17 protein-coding genes are annotated in these 23,332 nt (G+C 42.8%); 14 read left to right on the forward strand and 3 right to left on the reverse strand.

Features of this window, described 5'->3' with window-relative positions:
- Nucleotides 1-8 precede the first annotated feature (8 nt).
- From K429_RS0106155 to K429_RS0106210, 12 genes are all read left to right on the forward strand, one after another.
- On the forward strand, nt 9-2,066 hold the full coding sequence (locus tag K429_RS0106155; protein ID WP_025726353.1) for a cytochrome c biogenesis protein CcdA: 2,058 nt from the start codon (nt 9-11) through the stop codon (nt 2,064-2,066).
- A gap of 59 nt (nt 2,067-2,125) precedes the next feature.
- On the forward strand, nt 2,126-2,785 hold the full coding sequence (locus K429_RS0106160) for a chloramphenicol acetyltransferase (protein WP_007214583.1): 660 nt from the start codon (nt 2,126-2,128) through the stop codon (nt 2,783-2,785).
- 126 nt (nt 2,786-2,911) lie between these two features.
- On the forward strand, nt 2,912-3,514 hold the full coding sequence (locus K429_RS0106165) for an RNA polymerase sigma-70 factor (protein WP_025726354.1): 603 nt from the start codon (nt 2,912-2,914) through the stop codon (nt 3,512-3,514).
- Between the two features lie 96 nt (nt 3,515-3,610).
- Nucleotides 3,611-4,591 carry a FecR family protein gene (locus tag K429_RS0106170; RefSeq protein ID WP_025726355.1) on the forward strand — a complete coding sequence of 327 codons (981 nt, stop codon included), beginning with the start codon at nt 3,611-3,613 and terminating at the stop codon, nt 4,589-4,591.
- Between the two features lie 272 nt (nt 4,592-4,863).
- Nucleotides 4,864-8,382 carry a TonB-dependent receptor gene (locus K429_RS0106175; RefSeq protein WP_025726356.1) on the forward strand — a complete coding sequence of 1,173 codons (3,519 nt, stop codon included), beginning with the start codon at nt 4,864-4,866 and terminating at the stop codon, nt 8,380-8,382.
- Between the two features lie 17 nt (nt 8,383-8,399).
- Entirely contained in the window at nt 8,400-10,400 is a 2,001-nt protein-coding gene (locus K429_RS0106180) for a RagB/SusD family nutrient uptake outer membrane protein (protein ID WP_025726357.1), read from the forward strand.
- A 10-nt stretch (nt 10,401-10,410) separates the two neighbouring features.
- Nucleotides 10,411-12,135, forward strand: coding sequence for a fibronectin type III domain-containing protein (locus K429_RS0106185; RefSeq protein ID WP_231501818.1), 1,725 nt, complete (start codon nt 10,411-10,413; stop codon nt 12,133-12,135).
- 124 nt (nt 12,136-12,259) lie between these two features.
- Entirely contained in the window at nt 12,260-13,654 is a 1,395-nt protein-coding gene (locus K429_RS0106190) for a pectate lyase (RefSeq protein ID WP_025726359.1), read from the forward strand.
- Nucleotides 13,651-14,949: a glycoside hydrolase family 105 protein gene (locus tag K429_RS0106195; RefSeq protein WP_025726360.1), complete on the forward strand. Its 1,299-nt coding sequence runs from the start codon at nt 13,651-13,653 to the stop codon at nt 14,947-14,949. The genes K429_RS0106190 and K429_RS0106195 overlap by 4 nt, the downstream gene beginning before the upstream one ends.
- A 99-nt stretch (nt 14,950-15,048) precedes the next feature.
- Complete coding sequence (locus K429_RS0106200; RefSeq protein WP_025726361.1) at nt 15,049-15,708, forward strand: DUF2490 domain-containing protein; 660 nt, start codon at nt 15,049-15,051, stop codon at nt 15,706-15,708.
- A gap of 112 nt (nt 15,709-15,820) precedes the next feature.
- Complete coding sequence (locus tag K429_RS0106205; RefSeq protein ID WP_025726362.1) at nt 15,821-16,816, forward strand: type IV toxin-antitoxin system AbiEi family antitoxin; 996 nt, start codon at nt 15,821-15,823, stop codon at nt 16,814-16,816.
- Entirely contained in the window at nt 16,767-17,648 is an 882-nt protein-coding gene (locus K429_RS0106210; RefSeq protein ID WP_155923374.1) for a nucleotidyl transferase AbiEii/AbiGii toxin family protein, read from the forward strand. The genes K429_RS0106205 and K429_RS0106210 overlap by 50 nt, the downstream gene beginning before the upstream one ends.
- A gap of 125 nt (nt 17,649-17,773) precedes the next feature.
- On the opposite strand, the gene K429_RS30205 is transcribed toward K429_RS0106210, so the two are convergent.
- Together K429_RS30205 and K429_RS30210 are read right to left on the reverse strand one after the other, a co-directional pair.
- Nucleotides 17,774-18,949: a DUF418 domain-containing protein gene (locus K429_RS30205; RefSeq protein ID WP_025726364.1), complete on the reverse strand. Its 1,176-nt coding sequence runs from the start codon at nt 18,947-18,949 to the stop codon at nt 17,774-17,776.
- 3 nt (nt 18,950-18,952) lie between these two features.
- Complete coding sequence (locus tag K429_RS30210) at nt 18,953-19,993, reverse strand: acyltransferase (protein WP_025726365.1); 1,041 nt, start codon at nt 19,991-19,993, stop codon at nt 18,953-18,955.
- A gap of 292 nt (nt 19,994-20,285) precedes the next feature.
- On the opposite strand from K429_RS30210, the gene K429_RS0106225 reads away from it, so the two are divergent.
- Together K429_RS0106225 and K429_RS0106230 are read left to right on the forward strand one after the other, a co-directional pair.
- The gene (locus K429_RS0106225) at nt 20,286-20,906 is read left to right on the forward strand and encodes an RNA polymerase sigma factor (protein ID WP_007217584.1); all 621 of its coding nucleotides are present in this window, start codon (nt 20,286-20,288) and stop codon (nt 20,904-20,906) included.
- Nucleotides 20,907-20,917: 11 nt separating this feature from the next.
- Nucleotides 20,918-21,934 (forward strand): FecR domain-containing protein, encoded by a 1,017-nt coding sequence (locus tag K429_RS0106230; RefSeq protein WP_025726366.1) that lies wholly within the window; start codon nt 20,918-20,920, stop codon nt 21,932-21,934.
- A 624-nt stretch (nt 21,935-22,558) separates the two neighbouring features.
- Here the strand turns inward: K429_RS0106230 and K429_RS0106245 are convergent.
- Nucleotides 22,559-23,215 carry a flavodoxin gene (locus K429_RS0106245; protein WP_025726367.1) on the reverse strand — a complete coding sequence of 219 codons (657 nt, stop codon included), beginning with the start codon at nt 23,213-23,215 and terminating at the stop codon, nt 22,559-22,561.
- Nucleotides 23,216-23,332: the final 117 nt, after the last annotated feature.

Raw genomic sequence — 23,332 nt, forward strand, 5'->3', positions numbered from 1 at the left:
TTATAAGGATGAGAAAAATACTATCCATTTGTCTGTTGCTGATTGCTGTCGTGGCACAAGCGCAGATACAGGAGCCCGTCAAGTTTAAGTCGGAACTGAAGACGCTTGCAGCGGGAGAGGCGGAAATTGTATTTACCGCTACTATCGACAAGGGTTGGCATGTATATTCTACCGACTTGGGTGACGGTGGCCCTATCTCGGCTACCTTCAATGTAGAGAAGATTTCTGGTGCTACAGTTGTAGGAAAGTTGCAGCCGAAAGGAAAAGAAATAGCTTCTTATGATAAGTTATTCGAGATGAACGTACGCTATTTTGAGTCTACGGCACAATTTGTTCAGAAGCTGAAGCTCACAGGAGGAGATTATAAGATAGAAGGTTTTCTGGAATTCGGTGCTTGTAATGATGAAAACTGTTTGCCTCCTACGCAAGTAGAATTTAATTTTTCAGGTAAAGCGGAAGTCGCTAAAGGTGCAGCAGCTACAACTCCTGCTGAAAAGGTAACAGCTCCGGCAGAGGACACGAAACCGGAAACTCAACCTGCTTCTCAAACTGAAACACCTGTGGATACAGCTTCTACCGGCATCATAGGTGGTGCAGATGGTCCGACGGATATAAATGTGGCAGGTAATATTGACTTGTGGAAACCTGTCATTAATGATCTGCAATCTTATGGTGAAACCACTTCACAGGAAGATATGTCATGGTTCTATATCTTTATCACCGGTTTCCTCGGTGGACTGCTGGCATTGTTTACCCCTTGTGTGTGGCCTATTATCCCTATGACAGTAAGTTTCTTCCTGAAACGTTCCAAAGATAAAAAGAAAGGTATTCGTGATGCCTGGACGTATGGCGCTTCCATCGTGGTGATTTACGTAACTTTAGGTTTGGCCATTACGTTGATCTTTGGTGCCAGTGCGCTGAACGCACTTTCCACGAATGCTGTGTTTAATATCCTTTTCTGTCTGATGCTGGTGGTGTTTGCAGCTTCCTTCTTCGGAGCTTTCGAACTGACGCTGCCCTCTAAATGGAGCAATGCAGTAGATAGTAAAGCGGAAGCAACAAGCGGTTTGCTCAGTATCTTCCTGATGGCATTCACGCTTTCACTGGTGTCTTTCTCTTGTACAGGTCCTATTATCGGTTTCTTGCTGGTACAGGTATCTACAACGGGTAGCGTGGTAGCTCCGGCTATCGGTATGCTCGGTTTTGCTATTGCTTTGGCATTGCCGTTCACGTTGTTCGCTCTGTTCCCGTCCTGGCTGAAGTCTATGCCGAAATCAGGCGGTTGGATGAATGTCATAAAGGTTACCCTCGGTTTCCTGGAACTGGCTTTCGCTCTGAAGTTCCTCTCTGTAGCCGACCTGGCTTATGGCTGGCGCATTCTCGACCGCGAAACGTTCCTGGCATTGTGGATTGTTCTGTTTGCTTTACTGGGCTTCTACCTGTTGGGCAAGATCAAATTCCCGCATGATGATGACAATACGAAAGTGGGAGTGGGCCGCTTCTTTATGGCACTTTTCTCACTGGCATTTGCCGTATATATGGTTCCCGGTTTGTGGGGGGCTCCGTTGAAGGCGGTCAGTGCTTTTGCACCGCCTATGCAGACTCAGGACTTCAACCTCTATAATAATGAAGTGCATGCCAAGTTCGATGATTATGATCTGGGTATGGAATATGCCCGTCAGCATGGCAAACCAGTAATGCTCGACTTCACCGGTTATGGTTGTGTAAACTGTCGTAAGATGGAGCTTGCCGTATGGACAGACTCTAAGGTAAGTGACATTATCAACAACGACTACGTACTTATTACACTTTATGTAGATAATAAAACCCCGTTGACCTCACCTGTTAAAGTGACAGAAAACGGTCGGGAACGTACATTGCGTACAGTAGGCGATAAGTGGAGTTATCTCCAACGCGTTAAATTCGGTGCCAATGCACAGCCCTTCTATGTGCTGATAGATAATGAAGGTCGCCCTTTGAATAAATCTTATTCGTATGACGAGGACATTCCTAAGTATATCGAGTTCTTGCAAACAGGATTGGAAAACTATAAGAAAGGAAAATAAACGAACGAATGCCCGGCTGATATCATGCGACCGGGCATTTTTGATTAATCAATAACTTTATGAGACATATTGTAGACATCGAGACATGGGAGCGCCGGGATAATTACAATTTCTTCCGGGGCTTTGTAAATTCTTGGTATTCCATTACCACAGAGATTGATTGTACCGAAGCCAGTGCCGCAGCGAGAGCCTCGGGTCATTCCTTTTTTCTCTATTATCTGTATGCTGTAGTACGTTCAGCGAATGAAGTTCCGGAACTCCGTTATCGTACCGACAAGAACGGACAAGTTATTTTTCATGATGAAGTGGATATCATTTCTCCGATAGCTGTTCCAGGAAAGACCTTTTATACGGTTCGGATTCCTTACCACGAAGATTTCAAACGCTTTTATGCCGAAGCGTATGAGTTGATAACCAATATCCCCGAAGATGGCAATCCTTATGGTGCCGAAGAGGAGTTGGCAAAACAGGGAGATTATGATGTAGTGCATTTAAGCGCTGTCCCCAAAATGTATTTCACTGCCACCACCTATACGCTGGCCGAAGCCGGCAATGGTTGCAGTTACCCTTTGATGACTTCCGGTAAAGCGGTAACCCGCGAGGGGCGTCTGGTATTTCCTTTATCTATTTATGTAAATCATGCCTTTGTAGATGGTTCGCATCTGGCATCATTTTTTCAAAAGATAGAAGAACACCTGAAACGAATTTCACGGGAATAAATTGATAGAATAAGTAAGCTATGCTTTCTTCTTATTTTATCTTTTCCCTTTTTTATTTCCCGGATTTTACATACGTTTGCAGCATCTATTAAACTTTTGTTTCCCGAAAAAACTAAAGATTGCTATATGTGTGCAGATAATTTCTCAGAAGAACGTTCACTCATTCTCCGCTTGATAGGGGGGGATGAGGACGCCTTTTGTGAATTGTATGCCACTTATAAAAACCGTCTGATATACTTTGCAATGCGTTTCCTTAAATCGCGGGAGTATGCAGAAGATGTTTTTCAGGATGCTTTCACTGTAGTTTGGCAAAGCCGCCGTTTCATTAATCCCGATGTTTCCTTTTCTTCCTATCTCTACACCATTATGCGCAACCGGATACTGAACCAGTTGCGCAATGCTGCTAATGAGGAAAAACTAAAGGAGAGTATTCTTTCACAGGCATTGGACTACACGGAAGATACCAAACGTGAAGTAATGCTGAATGATTTGAAATCCCTCATTTCCCATGCCTTGCAGCAGCTGACTCCCCGCCAGCGTGAGATTTTTGAGATGAGTCGTGAAGCCCAGCTCTCTCATAAAGAGATTGCAGATAAGTTGGGCATCTCCGTCAACACCGTTCAGGAGCATATATCTACCTCCCTTAAGTTGATTCGTACCTATCTCATTAAGTATTCAGGCAGTGAATATGTGGATTTGCTATTGCTGCTGATTTGCCTTAATACATAATAAATGTTAATCACACCCCAGATATTTTCCTTTACTGTGTATTACTCTATGTAAAGGAAAAGTTTTCATGACCTTTATACTAAAAGAGCCCGCACAATGAAGAATGATGTAACAGACAAATCTATAATGCGCCGTTATCTGGATGATATGTACACCCAGGAAGAGGCCCGTGGATTACTATCCCGACTGAAAGATGATATTCATGCCCCAATACTGGACGAATTGGCAACAGATGTCTGGAAAGAAGCCGCTATGGAAGAGCTCACCACCGGCATGGAACGTGAAAAATATAAGGAAGAAGCCAGTCGGTTACTGAAACGCATCGAGCATAAGAAACGCACCTGGTTTCGGCGGATAGTCCTGACGGTGGCAAGTGCTTCTGCTGTTGTACTGCTCATTTTCGGGGGAATCAATCTACTGGGTTATATGGATAAACGGCAGATTTCTTATTTGGAAGCCTCTACCTCTTATGGTGAATCCAGACAAATCCGGTTACCGGATGGAACACAGCTGATCTTAAATTCCTGTTCCCGTGTTCGCTACCCGAACAGTTTTGTAGAAGATGAACGGCAGATAGAACTGGAAGGCGAAGCTTATTTTCAGGTTCAACGAAACGAAAAGCAACCTTTTATTGTCAGGACCGCCCGTTTTGATGTAAGGGTTCTGGGAACTTGTTTTGATGTGAAAGCTTATTCTTCGGATGAAGTTGTTTCTGTAGATGTGGAAAGTGGCAAAGTACAGGTGGATCTGCCTGAAGCAATGATGCGTTTGCAGGCTAAGGAACAAGTGTCGATCAATACACTTTCCGGTGAATACAGCAAACGGCGCGAAGAACGTGATGTTGCCGTATGGCGCAAAGGTGGATTACGTTTCAGCAGCACTCCGGTGCGTGATGTGGCTAAAGAGCTTGAACGCATGTATAATTGTCACATTACGTTTGCGGAAGGACAGGAGTTCAACAACCTGATTTCCGGAGAACATGAAAATAAAAGTTTGGAGGCGGTACTCCAATCAATGGAATATACCAGTGGCATCCGGTATAGAAAAGAAGGAAATCATATCTTCTTATTCAAGTAGCAGAAAAGCATGAATATACGTCCGGCTGGTAAACGGATGTGTGTTATAATATATGTGAGTATTAATATGTTTAACCTTTAATTAAAAGAGAATATAGAATATGAAAGCACCCACTTAGCGTCTCCTCTAAGAAAAATAGGAGCTGTCTCACAGAGAAGCCCCTATCTCGTAATGCGAACAGGTATTCATTCGTTTCGACCCGCGTGAATCATGTATCGCGAATTACTCCTTTGTTCTAATTAATTTTATCAATTACTAAAACGCACAAATAAATGAATAATCTTCCTAATTCCAAAAGGAAAAGTAGAAATATACATTCGTTTTTAGCTTTTTTACTATTCGTATGCTTGTCATTGATGCCTGATCAGGCGCAAGCTCAGAAGGAAAAAACTGTAACATTGAACGTTCAGAATGAAACTGTAGAGAATGTTTTTGTTCAGTTGGGCAAGCAGACAGGCTTGAAATTCTTTTATGATCAAAATGTTGTGAACACTGCTCCGCGCATATCTATCAAAGTAAAGAATAGTCCCCTACAGACTGTTCTGGACAAGATTACGGAACAAACCAATTTGTTTTTCAATAGGGATAATAATACAATATCTGTAGGCAAACAAAAAATCGGGAATGATGTCCCGAAGTCGAAAACAAGAACTATAAAGGGAACAGTGGTAGATGAAACCGGTGAGTCGGTAATCGGTGCTACTGTAATGGTGAAAGGCACTACTAATGGTGTAACCACTAATCTTGATGGAAATTACACGTTGAACGATGTTCCTGATGGTGCTACTATCTTAATTTCCTATATCGGTTACCAGACTGTTGAACTAAAGTCCGGCAGTAAGGAACTGGCAAAAATTACATTAAAAGAAAACAGCGAATTATTGGATGAGGTTGTAGTCTTGGGATATGGCAATATTCGCCGTAGTGATGTGACGGGATCTATTGCGTCTGTGTCCTCGGAATCTATCTCTAAAGTTGCCTCTGCCTCTGTGGCCGATGCCTTGGCGGGAAAGATGGCAGGTGTACAGATCACCACAACAGATGGTGCATTGGATGCTGAAATCAATATTCGTGTACGTGGTGGAGGATCAATCACTCAGGACAATTCACCGTTATTCCTGGTCGACGGCTTTCCGGTTGACGATTTGAGTGGTATTCCGCCTACGGACATCGAGTCTATTGATGTCTTGAAAGAGGCTTCTATGACTGCTGTTTACGGTGCCAGAGGTGCGAATGGCGTAGTCATTGTCACCACGAAGAACCCGAAGATGGGTAAGACTTCGGTTCAATTCAATAGCTATGTACAGACACGTACACTGGCAGGGAAATTACCGGTAATGAACAACTATGAATTTGTGATGGCGGAGTACGAGTACCAGATGATACGTAAAGGATCGGCTGATACTTTTATTAAGAATTTTGGCTATTATGACGATATTGACTTATACAAATATACGGACTCTACCGACTGGCAGGATGAAGTGCTGGGAGGCAATCCGATTTCACAATACTATAATCTGACTATCAGCGGCGGTAGTGAAAAGACGAAATTTAATCTAAGTTATAACCGTAATAAAGATGAAGGACAGCTGATAGGTTCCGGTCTGTCACGTAACAATATTATTCTGAAGCTGAACCATGAACTGTTCAGGAACCTGAAACTGGAGACGAATGCTACATATCGCACCCGTACCATTGACGGAGCAGGTACATCGGGAACCAACATTGTCACGGCTCTTCGTTTTCGTCCCACAAACGGACTAACTTCCGGCGCATCCCTTGATCCGGATGATGATGATGAAAATCTGGATGAAGATGGTAATTCCTTAAATCAGAGATACACCCCGTTGGAGGAAAATAAGCAGAACTATAGAAAAAGGGAAGAAACTGCAATCAGCCTCAAAGCAGCTTTGGTGTGGGATATGTTTAAAGGAATGCAATTCCGCTCCGAATATGGCATCAGCACAACGGACTCGAATGATGATCAGTTTTATGGAGCTTTATCCAGCACAGCGTCTGCTGCGGGAATGAATAATATGCCTTCGGCTAAGCGTACTAAAACACATAAAGAGTCGTACCGACTGGCAAATACGCTGACTTATCGCAATTTGTTCCGTAAAATTCATAATGTAAACCTGATGCTTGGACAGGAAATAAACCATTCGCAGAATAACAATACTTTTATGAGTGCACGTTATTTCCCGGTTTCCATTACGGCAGAAGCGGCTCTTGAAAACTTTGCACTGGGCACTCCACACCAGAGCACCAGTTATAAAGCTGCTCCGGACAGAACAGCCTCTTTCTTTGGCCGTGGCTTGTACGATTACAAAAGCCTTTACTATGCCACTTTTACATTTCGTGCAGACGGCTCGACGAAGTTTGCACCCGGTAAGCAATGGGGCATGTTTCCTGCCGGTTCCATAGCTTGGAGACTTTCCAAAGAGAAATGGATGAAATCGGTCAAGTTTATTTCAGAACTGAAACTGAGAGCAAGTTACGGGTTGGCTGGTAACAACCGTATCAGTGATGATTTGTGGCATAACATCTATCGTGTGTATAGCGGATCAAGTGCTCCCGGTTTCAATAATGAAGAATATAATTACTATCAGTTTGCCGACCAGACTTATTTGTATGATCCGGATTTGAGATGGGAAACTACCATTACACGAAATCTCGGTTTGGATTTCGGTATCTTCAAAAACCGTTTAACCGGTACAGTCGATGTATACTGGAATACAACTAAAGATTTGCTGGTGCCGTCAATCATTCCTAATTCATCAGGTTATTCGAGACAGATGACAAATGTAGGCCGGACTTCCAATAGAGGAGTTGAGCTTTCATTGAACGGTAAAATCGTCCAGACAAAGAACTTTAATTTGTCTGCCAGTTTCAATGTGGCCTTTAATAAGAACAAAGTCGATAAGCTTTCTTCCGGTGAGACGGAATGGAAAACAAAAGCTTCCTTGTCCAACTGGTATGGAACCTACAATTATAAAATGGAAGTAGGCAAAAGTATGGGACTCATCTATGGTTTTGTGAATGATGGTTTTTATACGGTTGACGATTTTAATTTTGATGAAACGACGAAGAAGTGGACTTTGAAACCGGGAGTTCCGGATAATTCTTCATTCAGCTCAGGTAACTTTAGCTTTAAACCGGGAGCAATGAAGTTCAAGAAACTGTCTGATTCCGACTCAGACCTGATAACGGAAGAAGATATGACGGTCATTGGAAATACGAATCCGAAAGTAACTGGTGGCTTTGGCCTTTCCGGCAGTTGGAAGAACTTGGATTTTACCGCGTTCTTTAATTATATGTGCGATTTTGATGTATTCAACGTCAATAAACTCTATTTGAATTCGGCTGTTCGTCGCAACTATTCCAATCTGTCTACCAATATGAATTTGGCACGCCGTTTCCGCTATGTGGATGATGCCGGTGTCAATGTCTCCAGTGATCCAGTTGCATTGGCTGCATTAAATCAGAATGCCGCCACTTATTCCTGGATGTCCGTTACACAGGGTATCACAATGAGCGATTTGATTGAAGACGGTTCATTCCTGCGTCTGAGTACGCTGACTGTGGGATATACATTTCCGCAACGCTGGTTGAGCCGCCTGGGAGTCAAGAGTCTGCGCCTATACTTCTCCGGTAGTAACCTGTTCACTTTGACGGGATATAGCGGATATGATCCGGAAGTGAATATACAGAAAGGTTTGACGCCGGGTATAGATAATAATGTGACTCCTCGCAGTCGTGTTTATACGCTTGGAATGAATTTGAATTTTTAATACAATAGAATTGAACCATGAGAAAATTTTATATTCCAGTTATCATATTGATGATACTTACATCTTGTGAAGATTACCTGAATGTAAATTCGCCTTCCACTTTTGATAAAGATTATATATTTACCAGTGAATCGGAGATTGCAACTGCCGTCAATGGCATGTACGTACCGATGGTCAGTGGTAAGGGATGGGTAGGCAACCTGGCCCAGAAAATGCTGTTTAATACGGATGTGGAGTTTACTACGGTCACTACGTCGTCCAATCTGAAAGAGAGTGCTTTCGAACCGAGTGCAGGTGACATCAGTTCGTACGGCAGCATCTGGACAGGGATGTATGATGGAGTGAACAGGACGAATGATGTGATAGAAGGTATCGAACAAAGTCCTCTGTTTGAGGCTGCTGATAAAACCAAGCCTTCGCGGTTAATGCATTATTATGGTGAGGCGAAAGTTCTGCGTGCCATGTACTATCTGGAGTTGGTGAGAAACTGGGGAGACGTTCCTTACAGACGGAAACCGGCAGGAAACAAGGACGAACTGTTTATCGGTGCAACTGATCGTGACATCATATTGACAGACATGATCAATGACCTGATTGAAGTTGAACCGGTCATGTGGTATGCGGAAGAATCGGACAGGGGAGTGGAAGCGGCATCAAGAGAGTTTTGCCAGGGATTGATTGCCCGTATGGCATTGTATCGAGGAGGATGGACTCTGCGTCCGGATTACTCGAACCCTGCCGCTATCGGTTCAATGCAGCGTAATGATGACTGGCAGAAATATTATGAGATAGCCGAGAAATATGCAGGTAAAGTGATTAATGAAGGCAAACACTCGCTGAATCGCTCATTCCGTCAGGTTTGGGTGGACGAATGTAGTTGGATTGTTCCGGTGAATGATGATAATATCTTCGATGTACCGGCAAAGGTAGGAGGCTCCGGAGAGTTGGGATATTCCTGGGGGACATACATCGTTTCGCAAAAGAACTCAGAGGGACAGAATGCATCTAATGCTCCGCATGGATATTCTTCGGGAGGTTCCAAACTGGCGCTTACCTATATGCTGTCGTTTGATAATAAGGACTTGCGCCGCGACCTTACGTGCGAGATGTTCCGCTATGAAAATTCAGGAATGACTAATATAGTTCAGAAACCGATAGCCGCCCTTACGGTTTATTGCGGAAAATGGAACCGCCTGTTTATGGCAACTCCTTTGGGCAGTACTTCTAATAAAGGTACTGGAATCAATTACACTTATATGCGATATGCAGACGTGCTACTGATGTATGCCGAAGCTGCCAATGAGAATCATAACGGTCCTACACCCCAAGCCAAAGAGGCTCTGAAGAAAGTCCGCAACCGTGCTTTCGCGGCGGAAGATCAGCCGGAAATGGTAGACACCTATGTCGATAAACTTACTTCAAAAGAAGATTTCTTTAATGCAATCGTTAAAGAACGCGCATGGGAGTTTGGGGGTGAAAAGCATAGAAGATATGATCTGGCACGTTGGAATCTGTATGGAAAGACCCTCTATAACTTGTATTTTGATTGGATTACGTTAGGAAAAGTTGCCCGTACCAAGCAATATGAGAATACGACCACTGCATTTGAGGAACCTACTTATGATGAACGTTTTGAATCTTATCCGGCAGTTGCTTATTACAAAATGGTCGATGCTGTGAATCCGGCTGCCGTATGTGTATCGCAGACCATAGACTGGTATAAAGAAGGAGGCAAGAACTCTTATGATGAGGCTTTTGAATCCTATCCTTCAAAGGCACCTACGGGATATACACTTATCAATATGTGTAATCAATATTGCACGCAGGTCAAGAATACCTCGAATCCCCGTCAATGGGTTCCTGCCCCTGCTGTCTTGTTTTCCTTTTACGGCTATATCAATGAATCGAATGCCGCAACTGTGAATCCGGAAACCGATCCGGTTCGCTATCTGGTACCTATACCTCCCGATGCATTGTCAAGCCATCAGGGACTGTTGAAGAATTATTATGGATATTAAAAAAGAGAGTATGAAAAAGTTATTGATATATTTGATACCTGTATTGGCATTTTGTCTATTGAATATTACTTCATGCAAGGATGATGCGGAAGAACTACCCCGCCTGTTCAGACCTTCCTTCATAGCCTCCTCCTGTTTTGCGGAAGGGAATTCGATTACCCTTGCCTGGAGAACATCCGGAGAAGCGACCTCTTATACGGTGGAGCTTTCGCGTGACCAAACTTTCCAGTCGGAACCCGCTGCAACACAGACCGTAAACAACGGTAAATGCACTTTTACAGGTTTGCGTTATGAAACAGGTTATTATGCCCGGGTAAGAGCGAATAATGAGAGTCTGGATATCATTTCAAACTGGACGGAATATTCTTCTCTTATCACCACTTTGACACGTATCATACCCAAGGTACTTTATGCATTGGATGAACACCAGATAACGGAGAATTCGGCTGTGATAGAATGGAGAGTCTCTGACCAGAATCCTGTGGACGGTGTTTCTATCTGGCAACAGGAAAATGGAACGGATGAAAAGCACTTTGACCTGTCCGGATCGGAAATAGTTTCAGGCAAGTATGTAATTTTAGGATTGGCTCCCCGTACATCCTACTATGTTGCATTGACCAATAGCAAAGCTCCCGAAGGTGCGGAAAAGTACAACCGACAGAAATTCACAACAGCCGGTATGCCTTCCGGTGCCGTTCTGGTGACGGATGGTGTTGATTTACTATCGAAGATAAAAGAGGGAATGGATGATGACAGCCAATCAAGTTTGATCTTTCAATTGAAAAACGGGGTTGATTATTATCTGTCGGCAGACGGACTTCCCGAAAGTAGCACCGGTGACATCAAACTGACGAAAAGCATTGCATTCTTGGCTAATCCCGGAGATCGCCCTACACTTTATATACGTAAAGGTGGCTTCATCATTAAACCGGAAGTGAATAATATTCCTGAAATCAACTATTTTATTGTTGAGAATGTGAATGTCAAAGAACCAATCGTATCCGGAGGAAGTGGCGGTAGCAAAACACGCTTGTTGAATATCGGCAAGCACGATGCCGGAACTGATATCACGATAGATCGTTTTGAAATCCGTAACTCCGATATTGTCCTGCCTTCTACCGTTCTGATGATGAACGATGCTAGCGAAGGAATGACGACCATCAACCATATCCGGATTGATAATTGTCTGGTTACCGGAATCAATGACACCAAATATGTAACGAAGCAATTCGGATTCATACATGCCATCAATAAAGGTTCCAACGTCTGGAATGATGTTTCTGTAACGAACTCCACCTTCTATGAGTTTTATATTTCGCCGGGCGTCTTTGGAGTGCTTACCGCCGATGTGCCGGTTTCGGCTAACGCTAAGGTTTCTATCTCGAATTGTACATTCTATAATTGGGCTACAAGCAAGTCGTCGTATACGGCAATTGGCAATTTCTCTAAACTGTCTGTGGCATTGCCTCTGTCCGTTAATGCCTGTGTCTTTGGATATAGTGCAGGAAAAGCTCTGGTTCCGGGACAAGTCAATCTGACGGGAAAGAACAATTATTGCACCACAGACTTTGAACAGGCAGCCGATACTGGACTGACGTTGATAGATTTGGGTATGTCGGATTCTTCATTTTTCAGGAACGCTAAGGATGGTGACTTTACGATTATCAATACCGGATCTATGGTTTATACCCAGGAATATGGTGACCCGCGCTGGATAACGGTTTCCGAATACTAACTTATTGATAAAAAACAGAAAGTGTAAGATTCTGTAAGAGGGCTGTGCTTAGTATGGACGGATTTTGATTCGTTCATACGGGCCGCCTATTGACTATACACTATTAAAATAGGAGATTAGAATAATGAGATATGCTACAATTGGAATACTTCTTCTGGCATGGGGCCTGTTGGCCTGTGATGAAAAAGAGGAGGTTTCCGGTCCGTCTGTTCCTTTCCCTGATTATGGAGAAGTACTTGCTTTTCCGGGAGCAGAAGGGTACGGGCGCAATGCGGTAGGCGGAAGACATGGCGAGGTCTATCACGTCACTACGCTTACTGACTCTGGAAAAGGCTCTTTGCGTGATGCGGTGAGTAAACCCGGAAGAATCGTTGTTTTTGATGTTGCGGGAATCATTCGCCTGCAATCCCCGCTTGCTTTTTCCAAGAATCTGACTATTGCTGCACAAACGGCTCCCGGTGATGGAATTGTCGTTTATGGAAATCATGTTTCTTTTTCCGGGGCCGACAATCTCATTTGCCGCTATCTGCGCATACGGATGGGAGTGAACGGGAAAGACGGTAAAGATGCCGCCGGTGTCGCTTATGGCTCGAATATGATTTTTGATCACATGTCGGTCACCTGGGGACGTGATGAATGTTTTTCCATCAATGGGGATCCGAAGAAACCGGACGATCAGCCCCGGAATATAACTATCCAGAACTCCTTTATAGGGCAAGGCCTGCAACCACATTCTTGCGGTGGACTTATCCAGACTACGGCTGAAAACGGAGTGACTTTATACCGTAACCTGTATATCGACAACAAAACCCGTAATCCGAAAGTGAAAGGTCTGAATCAGTTTGTAAACAACGTCGTTTACAACTGGGGTAATGGCGGTGCTTATATCATGGGTGATACGGAACAGGCTTCCGAAGCCGATATCCGGAATAACTATTTCATAGTAGGTGCTACTTTAAATTATGATGGGAAAACGCTGGGAGCCACCGCTCCCTTCACGCGCTATAACGAACATTTCCGTGCCCATTTATCCGGCAACTATTATGATGAAAATAAGGATGGAGTGCTGAATGGTCGCGAACTGACCCGTGAAGATTGCACGAAACGGAAACAAGAGTCTGGCACTGAAGTCGTGATAACTCTTGCTTTTCTGGATAAACCGTCGGATGTGCATCCCGCTATCGAAGGTTTGATGACCGCTCGGGATGCTTACGAATGGATCGTGCAACATGGCGGAGCTTCATTACCCGCCCGTGATCAGGTAGATAGCTATCTTGTTGAAGAATTAACTTCATTGGGTAAGAAGGGAGGAATTATTCTCACGGAGATGGACCTGCCTACGCAAGGCCCCGGTGAAATAAAGTCGGGGACCAAACCACTGGATACGGATAATGATGGTATGCCCGACGACTTTGAAGATACATACGGACTTGATAAAAATGATCCGTCCGACGCTATGAAGATAGCTTCCAATGGATATACTAATATTGAAAACTACATATTCCTGATAAACAAATGAAAAAGATATATACTTATTTGATTTTCTCATTCGCCCTGCTGTGCAGCACTTCATTGATTGCGCAGACCAATGAGAAAGCCAGAGAAACTGCTGTGATGATTGCCGACCGCATTCTGAAGTCAACAACCTATGATTTTGTAGATAAGAAAAGTGGTAAGACCTACACATCGCTCAAAAACGTACCTTTAAATAAGAATGTGAAAGTACAAAGTAAATACCTGGATTGGCATTACACAAATGGAGTCACTAACATAGCCCTGATGGAGTTGGGAGATAAATTAGGTACTTCGAAGTACGAGAACTATGTTCTGAAGAATATGAATTTCATTTTCGACGATGCAAACCAGGACTATTTTCATCGCCTGTATAACCAAATATTGGAGCAGGAAGGTTGGAGAGCCGTGAACCATGTGAATTGGCACATGATTTACCGGAATAAACGTCTGGATGATAATGGTCCTATGGGCGCCAGTCTGATTGTGCTCAACCGCCGTCATCCGGAACAGGCTTTTCAGAAGTATATCGACCAGACCGATCATCACCTGATGGTGTCCGAACCTCGTCTTGCCGATGGCACTATTGCCCGGTTATGGCCGCATGTCAATACCATTTGGGCCGATGATGCCTTTATGGCCCTTTCTTTTCTCGTCAGGATGGGAGAGGCGACAGGTGATGCTAAATACTTTGATGATGCAGCCAATCAGATACTGAACTATACCCGCTACCTGTGGTGCCCCGAAAAAGGACTGTACTATCATTGCTATCACACGGATAACAAGGCGCATGGCGTTGCCCATTGGTCCAGGGCAAACGGATGGGTTTTCATGGCTACTGCCGATTTGCTGGCACGAATGCCCGCCGACCATCCGATGCGTGAAGATGTCATTCGGAACTTCCGTATGCAGGCAGACGGACTGATTCGTTATCAGGGTGCGAACGGATTGTGGCATCAGCTTCTGGATAAGGAAGATTCCTATGAAGAAATCACGGGAACCGCCATGTTCGTCTTCGGCATTGCCAGAGGGGTGAAACAAGGGTGGCTGCATCCCGACTATATCTATGTGGCATGGGAAGGGTTGAAAGGTATGTTCACCAAGATTACTCCGGAGGGTGATGTAACGGCTATCTGTGCAGGTACGGGCATAATGCCCGCTTTGTCATTCTATTATAATCGTCCCCAATGGAAGAATGATCCGATGGGAGAGGGCCCCGTGCTGAGGGCATTGGTGGAAATGATAGACGCACCTAAGTATACGGAAATTAAGGCCGAACAGCAATACGATAAAATCAAGTGATTTTTTGATATTACAGAAGTATTACAGATTTATTACAGAATCTTTCTTTAGCTTTGCATCTTCTAAGAAAATAAGTTGAAGTAAACCTTTGAGGATAATATGCTAAAGAAATATTCTGTATTACGGGGATTCGTCATTTTATGTGTAGGACTGCTTGTCTTCTGTCTGTCTCCTTTGCAGGCACAGGACAGCGATTTCGTGACCTGGAACAAGATGAAAGCCCGGCACGATGTATCCTCCAAAGTGGAACTTTACGGAGATGTCGAGATGCGTACCCGTGACGCACTGGATGAGATAGACCGTTGGGGCTTCGGCGTAGGTACTTCCGTTCTTCTTCTTCCGTTTCTAAAGGCTGAGGGCGGTTACGAATACCACTACCGCAACCGTGGTGAAGACGGTTGGAAATCCCGGCACCGTTACCATGCAGGTGTCTCTTTCACTCTCAAAAAACGACAATGGACGTTCACCCTGCGCGAACGTTTTCAGCATACTTTCGACGGACGCGGAGCGGATGAATTCCGTCTCCGCACCCGCCTGAAAGCTGCTTATAAGGTAACTACATGGTCACCGTATGTCTCTTTGGAGCAATATCACGGTCTGGGCAAAGATGAATGGTTTCGTGCCTCCCGCTTCCGTGCCCGCGGTGGGGTGGAAGCTAAACTGTCGTCCTCTTGGTCGGCAGATGTTTTCTATTGCTATCAGCACGAGAGTGACCTGGACAGGCATATTCTGGGGTGGGAGTTGATTTACCGGTTCTGATTCATACTCTTTCTTTTTACTCATTTATTTGTAGGTATGCGATGTGTTCACTATATTTGTATGTTCATTGTTTGTGAACAGGGTTTATTAGTGAACAAAAGATGCTACTGAAATGGAAAAAGAACTGATTCATGAAGTTGAAAATAAACTTGTTGAAATAGTAGGTCGAAGCAATGTTTATGTAAAAGCAAGTCCGATTCCGGAATTTGACTGGATGTTGTGTATCAGAGGCTATGAATTTCTATGTGAAGTTAAAAAGACGGTTACGAGAAGTAATTTCGGTAGCATACAAATGAAGTTGAGGACATGGCAAGAAAACACAGATAAGCCGGTTTTGCTTGTAGCACAAAACATTTATCCTCTTTTGATGGATGAATTTGCCCATCAGGGAATTAACTGTTTAGATAGTGCAGGAAACTGTAGGATTAAGGTCGGTGATTTGCTAATGCATATTGAAGGAAGAAAAGTACCTCCTAAGTTTCAGGCAACATCTGCCAATAGAAGTCGTTTGTTTCAGGAAGCCGGAATAAGAATCATATTTCGTATCTTGTTAGAGCCGGATTGGCTAAATCTGTCTTATCGGCAGATGCAACTATCAACCAATGTTTCCTTGGGTTCAATAACTGTTATAATGAACGAGCTTTTAGAATCAGGATATTTGTTGAAGACGAACAAGGGAAAATTCTTAAAGAATAAGCAGGACTTATTGGAACGCTGGGTGGTTGCTTACAATGAAATTTTGAAGCCTAAACAGCTAATAAGGAGAATGACTTTCAAAGATGCAGAGCTTCGTAAGAATTGGGCTGATTTAAAATTACCATCTGACATCTATTGGGGGGGGGAACCTGCCGCTAACCAGGTTGATGGTTATCTGTATCCTGAGTTATTTACCCTTTATGGCGGTACTATGGGCGATTGGGTAAAAGCAGGCCTCAGACCGGATGATGAGGGTGAAGTTTTCGTTTATAAGAAGTTCTGGAGTAGTGTTGAGCAAAGTCAGGTCACTCCGGCATTACTAATTTATGCAGATTTAATGGGAAGCGGCAACAGCCGGAATATTGAAGCTGCTCAAAGAATTTATAATAATGAATTACAATATCTCCAGTGATGAGTTTGATAATCTCTTAATAAAAGAGTTGTTAGAAAAACTTAGCCGATATTTCGAAAAAGAGAAGCTTCCTTTTTATGTGATAGGGGCAACAGCTCGTGATATTATTATGCAGAAGCTGTTGCAACAGAGATCTGTCAGACATACGCAAGATTTGGATATTGCTATAGCTATAGCCGATTGGCAAAAGTTTGAGGAAATCTCAAACGGTATTGCGCAGATGGATGGTTTTGAGAAGTCTTTGAGTCAAAAGCAACGCTTTTATTATAAGAAAGTATATGAGATAGATATTATCCCATTTGGCGAAGTTGCAAAAGAAGATAAGTGCATTTATTGGCCGCCTGAAGAAGAATTTAAAATGTCAGTTCAGGGCTTTGATGAAGCCTTGAAAGATTTCATGATAGTCAGGGTGGGCGGTGAATTTGATATACGGGTTGTTTCTTTACCGGGTTTGTTTCTTTTGAAATTGAATGCATGGATAGAACGTAATCTGGAAACAAGCAAAGATGGTGAGGATCTATGGTATATCATTGAAAATTATTTTGATGCTTGCCAGGAACATTACATTGAAATCAATTATCATCAGGAAGTTTATGATATGGATGATTTTGATTTGTCCGTAGCTGGTGCCCTCTGGTTGGGGTATGATATCGTGTCTATTCTCACTCCTGTACAATTAGAGTATTATCATAACATATTGGAGCATGAATTATCGCTTGAAGAAGAAAGCCGCCTTATTGAGCATATGATGAAGCAAAACATAGCTGTTTCTTATGAGAAAGTTTACAGGGTAATATCTCAGATATCGTCAATTTTGTGTGGGGCAATTTAAAAACGATCTTTTCCCATAAACTTACAACTCTTGTCATAAGTAGACATCTTTCATATTAAAGCCTTCTGGCGGATACGAACTTCGTCTTCGCACTCACCAGAAGGCTATTTATAGGGAACTATTGCTTATTTATTTGTCCCCATCCAAGTCCATTTATGCCAGATATGTTCTAATGGACCTTGTTTATGTTTGCTCAACCACCATTTACAGAATTTCACTTGCAACAGGAACATGCAAAATCCGATTAGCAGACTGAGCGTATATCCACAATAAGGAGCCAGATACAGACCGATAGGGAAGTAAATCAATGCTCCTATTATGGACTGGGATATATAGTTCGTAAGACTCATTTTTCCGTAGAATCTCAGGCTGCTGACGGCTTTACTGAACTTTTCACGTTGGTAAAGCAATACGAATGAAGCTACCAGTACGAAAGTAAAAGCTAACTTTTGCCACATATCGAACGCAGTTCCGGCTGTTTGCTGTATGATTGTACTGTTCTGCATAATCAACTCTTTCAGGGCATAGAGAGGAGCGAAAGAGATTGCGGAGATAATCAATATCTTTATCCAGAAATGGAGATTCTTTTCCGTCGTAACGAAAAGCTGCTTTCTGCCGATGTAGAAGCCTAAGAGGAATAATCCGGCTGTTTGGAAAAAGCGTCCTGCATTTACTGCCCATAATAAGCTGGCTTTCTGACCTAAAGTAACGTTCCCCCAGATGAAATCCCAAAAGTTGCCGGCTTGGGTGTACTCTGCCACTTCTGCGTACATTTCGCCTACTTTCAGATCTGGTAACTGATGTGCGGGATTGATCAGATTGGCTATGTAATGATACCATTCAACAGGCTGTAACAAGAAGATAATGGAAGTGATGAGAATAGCTTTATCACTCCAATTCCGGGTAAAGAACAGGACAAGCCCGACAATTACAAATAGCAATAATACATCTCCTGCAGGGAAGAAAGCAGCGTTTAATGTTGCAAATGCAGCCAGCAGAACTAAACGCCATAGGAAACGATAGCCGAAGTCCTTGCCTTGCTTCTTCTGATTATTGCTCTGAATGTAAAATGTAAATCCGAACAGGAGTGCGAAGATTGCGTAAGATTTTCCGGCAAGTAGGGTAAAAGTACCGCTTAATACTCCCTGGTCCAATATGTTTAGCCAGGTTGGTGAATCTGTGGGATAAACGGGAAAAATGAAATGTTCAAGACTGTGAACCAAAAGGATAGCCATTACGGCAAAGCCTCGTAGGGCATCTACTACCTCGATACGAGGATTCTTGTTGCTTAGTTGTTCCATGAATTATTTATTTAGTAATGTTTTAATTCGTTTATTCATCGGTTTTTCAAAATAGTAGTAGGAGAGTAAACTTAATAGGACGATGATACAGAATAAGATTGGAATTGAAATATACCATGCTATATGAAAGTTACTTCCTTTTTGCCATTCTGCATAGGACAGCAGCACAAAAAGATGAATCAGATAGAAGCTGTAACTGATCTCTCCGCCAATCACTAAAATACGATTGGATAAGAGGCGCGAGACTATACCTTTTTGTAGGGAGAAACTGATCAGAAGAAATGCAACCGGAAGCCAGTAGTAACAGGAATACCGATACACTTTGGGTATTTCAGCCGCATAGAGATAAAAAGCTAAAAATAAGGCGATGGATGCTATTTCAATAATACTTCCTTGATATGCAGTGATGTTTTTACCTTTCAAACGGTCGTACAATTGAAACAGCAGCATGCCGGCTAAAAAATCTGGTAACCGGGTAATCGGATTGACGTACCAATATCCTTTTATATCGGTTTCCGGCGTAAAATGCATGCCGATCAAAATCAATATGGCAGAAACTAAGAAAACGCAGAGCAATTTTTTATAATCCTTTGCTATGGGTATCAGGAATGGGAAGCAGAGGTAAAATAGCTGTTCGCAACATAAACTCCACGAAGGGCTGTTGAATGAGAAAAAGTAGTCGGCTTTTGGAATGTAGGCATTTGTTAATGTGAGTGAAGCTAAGAAGTGTTTGAGCCAATCTATTGCTCCTGACGCAATGACATAGTTTCCTAAGGCGACGGCGATAAATAGAGTCAGCCAGTGCAAGGGATAAATACGGGCGATGCGTGCTACCCAAAAAGCCCGTTTGGTTATCTTGTTTTCACTGAATCTCTTCTGGTAATTGTAAGCTATGATAAAGCCGCTTAGCACAAAAAAGAAACTGACACCCACAAATCCTTCTTTGAAGAAATGGGTGTCAAAGAATTTATCTATAGTATAGCAATGTGCTCCAAACACCATCAAAGCAAATATAAACCGTAAGGAGGTAAGTGTATTTATCATAGCTCTGTATTTTGTAGCCTTTTTGGATGTTTTTTATTTTGACTCCTCAAATATACGAAAAGAGGAAGGTTAATGTCTTTTAGGCTGTTCTTTTTTAGTGGAATTTCGCATTTTATCATAAAAAAGAGACTTACATGTGTTAATTATGCAAGTCTCTTGATATAAAATACCAAATATAGTATTCTCTTTTTAGAAAGTATAATAAAAAACTCCCATCCATACCCCACCTTTATCCAAAATGAGTATATTTGCCCGCATCATTCTATTTTTTAACCTTAAAAACACAGTTTAAATGCAGCGTAAAACTCCGCAAACATCTGATATTGACGATGAAACACTTTTTGCTAAAGTGGAGCGGGGAGATGTAGAGGCATTTACTGCGGTTTATAATAAATATCACAAACTGCTTTATGCATTGGCCTATCGCTATTTGATGAGTTCTGCGATGGCAGAAGACGCTGTGCAGCACGTATTTACCCGTTTCTGGGAATTCCGTTCGGAGCTTCGGGTAGGCATCAGCCTGAGAAACTACCTGATAACAATGACTAAAAATCATATACTCAATGTGATACGCAATGAGAATACCGCCCTTACCAAGAATTATGAGATAGCTCAGGGCACCCCTGCTTACGAAGATACCCTTGTTGACAGTCTGGAAAAGAAAGAACTGATGTCCATCTTTTATAAGGCAGTCGATATGCTGCCGCCCCAAAAGCGGGAAATCTGCCTGATGAAGGTGCGCGAAGAACTCTCCAACCAGGAGATAGCCGACCGCCTGAAACTCTCTATCAATACAATCAAAACCCATTATTCCGATGCGCTGAAACTGCTGCGTGTTCATTTGGGTAAATTGCTAATTTTTGTTACGTACCTCACCTTGTTAAGGTATTTAAGTGTCTATTTAACAGTATGAGTACAGAGAATATGAATATACCTACAGAGAAACAGATACAGGAAGTGCTGGCAGGGACATCTACTCCTGAAGTTGCCCGGATCGTAGCGGCTTGGTTTGCTACCGATGAGGGTGCGGCCTATCTGGCTAAAAGTATGGACCGTGATGCCGTACAGATCAAACAAGGATTCGAAGAACTCTATGTCAATCACGAAATCCCGTCCGAAGAGATGTTTGCCCGTATCCGCCGCAACATCCGGCAGAAACGCATCCGCAGGATTACCTTCCGTGTGGCAGCCGTGCTCATTCCGTTTGTGCTGCTGATAGGGCTGTTTGTCCAGGTGAATACCCGTGTCGATCTGCTGGGTGATTCCGGTTACGAAGAAATCTATGTGCCCAAAGGTGAGCGTCTGCAAATGATGTTTCAGGATGGCACACGTGCTTATATAAATTCAGATTCACGACTGAAGTATCCAAAGAAATTTGCGCTGTCCAGCCGTGAAGTCTATCTGGAGGGCGAGGCTTATTTTGTAGTCTCAAAAAATTCCCACCGACCTTTCATTGTCAATCTTAACGGGCCTGCCGTGCATGTTCTGGGAACTTCGTTCGATGTTCAGGCCTATCCGGAGAATAAGGATATCACAGTCTGTCTGGACGAAGGTCGTGTTAATCTGACACTTGCTTCAGATAAGAAATATCCGTTGAAGCCCGGTGAGAAACTTGTCTATAATAAAGAAAGTGAGCGTTGTACCATTACCCGACATGCTGATATTCATCTGTCTTCCTTGTGGAAAAAGAATGTGATAGCTTTCAAGGATGCCCCGCTGTCCGAAGTTATCAAAGTGCTGAATCGTTGGTATGATGTGGACTTCAAGATAGAAGACCAGTCAGTTTGGGATGTATATTTTACGATTACATCAGAGAATACGCTTCTCGAAAAAGTTCTGGGTGATCTGGAAAAGATTGCGCCGTTACGGTTTGAATATAAAGAGGCTGAAAAGGAGGTGATAGTCACAAGAAAAAAAGAGGATTTCCGTCTAATGCATTGATTATGTAGATTTGAGTTGTAAACAATATGTGAAATAAAAGTGCGTATTGCAGGTAAAATTCCGTTCAGTAAAGTGCGCATTGCAGGTAGTTTACGCTATATTAAACTTGCACATTACAGAAAGTATCCTTGTTTTGGCGCATTGACTATATTGAATTGCATGATATTTAAACGTAAATGGAAATAGGTAATAATTCAATACTATTTCGCATACTCCATTAATAACCGTGAACAACGTTTTTAAAGAATAAGAGGAATGTTTTTTAAGAATGTTGCCGACGTTTATTAACAGCGTAGAAATCGATCTTAAAACTAAAATAGAATATATGTATACAAAAAAGGCGATAATTCTTCATGAGAATGACCGCCTTTTACCTTTTATACCCGTCTTGTTTGGGGTGAAAGTCACCCGTATTAACTATAATCCACCTGAATAGCTTAGGAGTAAACCATCGGTTGATTATATGGATTAACTCCTACTTTAGCTGAATATATTGTAATTTTTATGCACTGTTTAATGTTTCGTTGATTTTTTTATTTATGGTGCTAATATCTGCATCCGGCAAAAGTCATTACCGGAATGAACAGCAATAAAGATATAAATAACCGTTTCATAATCTGTATTTTAATTGATTTGATTCAGCCAGCCGGCAATTAGCGAATGGCAGTTGGATGTTTGTGAAGAGCGTATCCACAGACTTGGAGTCAGGAAGTTGCCTTCCGGAATGAGCCGTTTGGCATCAGACTCTACACTGCTGATTCCACTGCTTGCGCTTGATACGATCAGACCGATACTTTTGCCTCCCATCCGGTTGCCGTATTGAAACAGGAATGTTTGCAATGGGGCAGCCATATTGCTCCACCAAAGGGGTGCGCCTATGATAATCCGGTCGTAATCGGCGATATTCACCTCCACAGGTTTGATTGCAGGATAAGATGCCGCGTCATTCGGCTGGTTCCGGATTGCCTGAATCAACGCGCTTCCGATAGCATAGTTGTTGGCGGCATAGTCGAGTCCCTCTTCGGCCGGTTCAACTCTTATCACATCGGCTTCTATCTGTGTCTGTAAGTCACTGACAATCGTATGCACATTGTTCGTGAAACTGTAATACACGATAAGGGTTTTACCCGTTGCCGGATCGGGGTCAGGAGTAGGATCAGGATCGGGAGTAGGTGTTGGAACTTCGGTCTGCGGACCATCCGGTTCGTTACTATCGGTAGAGCAGGCGCTCAATCCCACCGCTACAAAAACGGCGAATAATAAATACAGGTACTTTTTCATAGCTTCTTACATATTAAAATAAAACTTTCATTTTCATATCTGTTATTTTTAGTTGTTTCTTTGATGCAAAGATAAAAGCAAAGACCTGCAACGTCTTTGTTGCGAGGCTCAATGTGT

The sequence above is a fragment of the Bacteroides sp. 14(A) genome (assembly GCF_000526555.1).
In the GTDB taxonomy this organism is placed as follows: Bacteria; Bacteroidota; Bacteroidia; order Bacteroidales; family Bacteroidaceae; genus Bacteroides; species Bacteroides cellulosilyticus.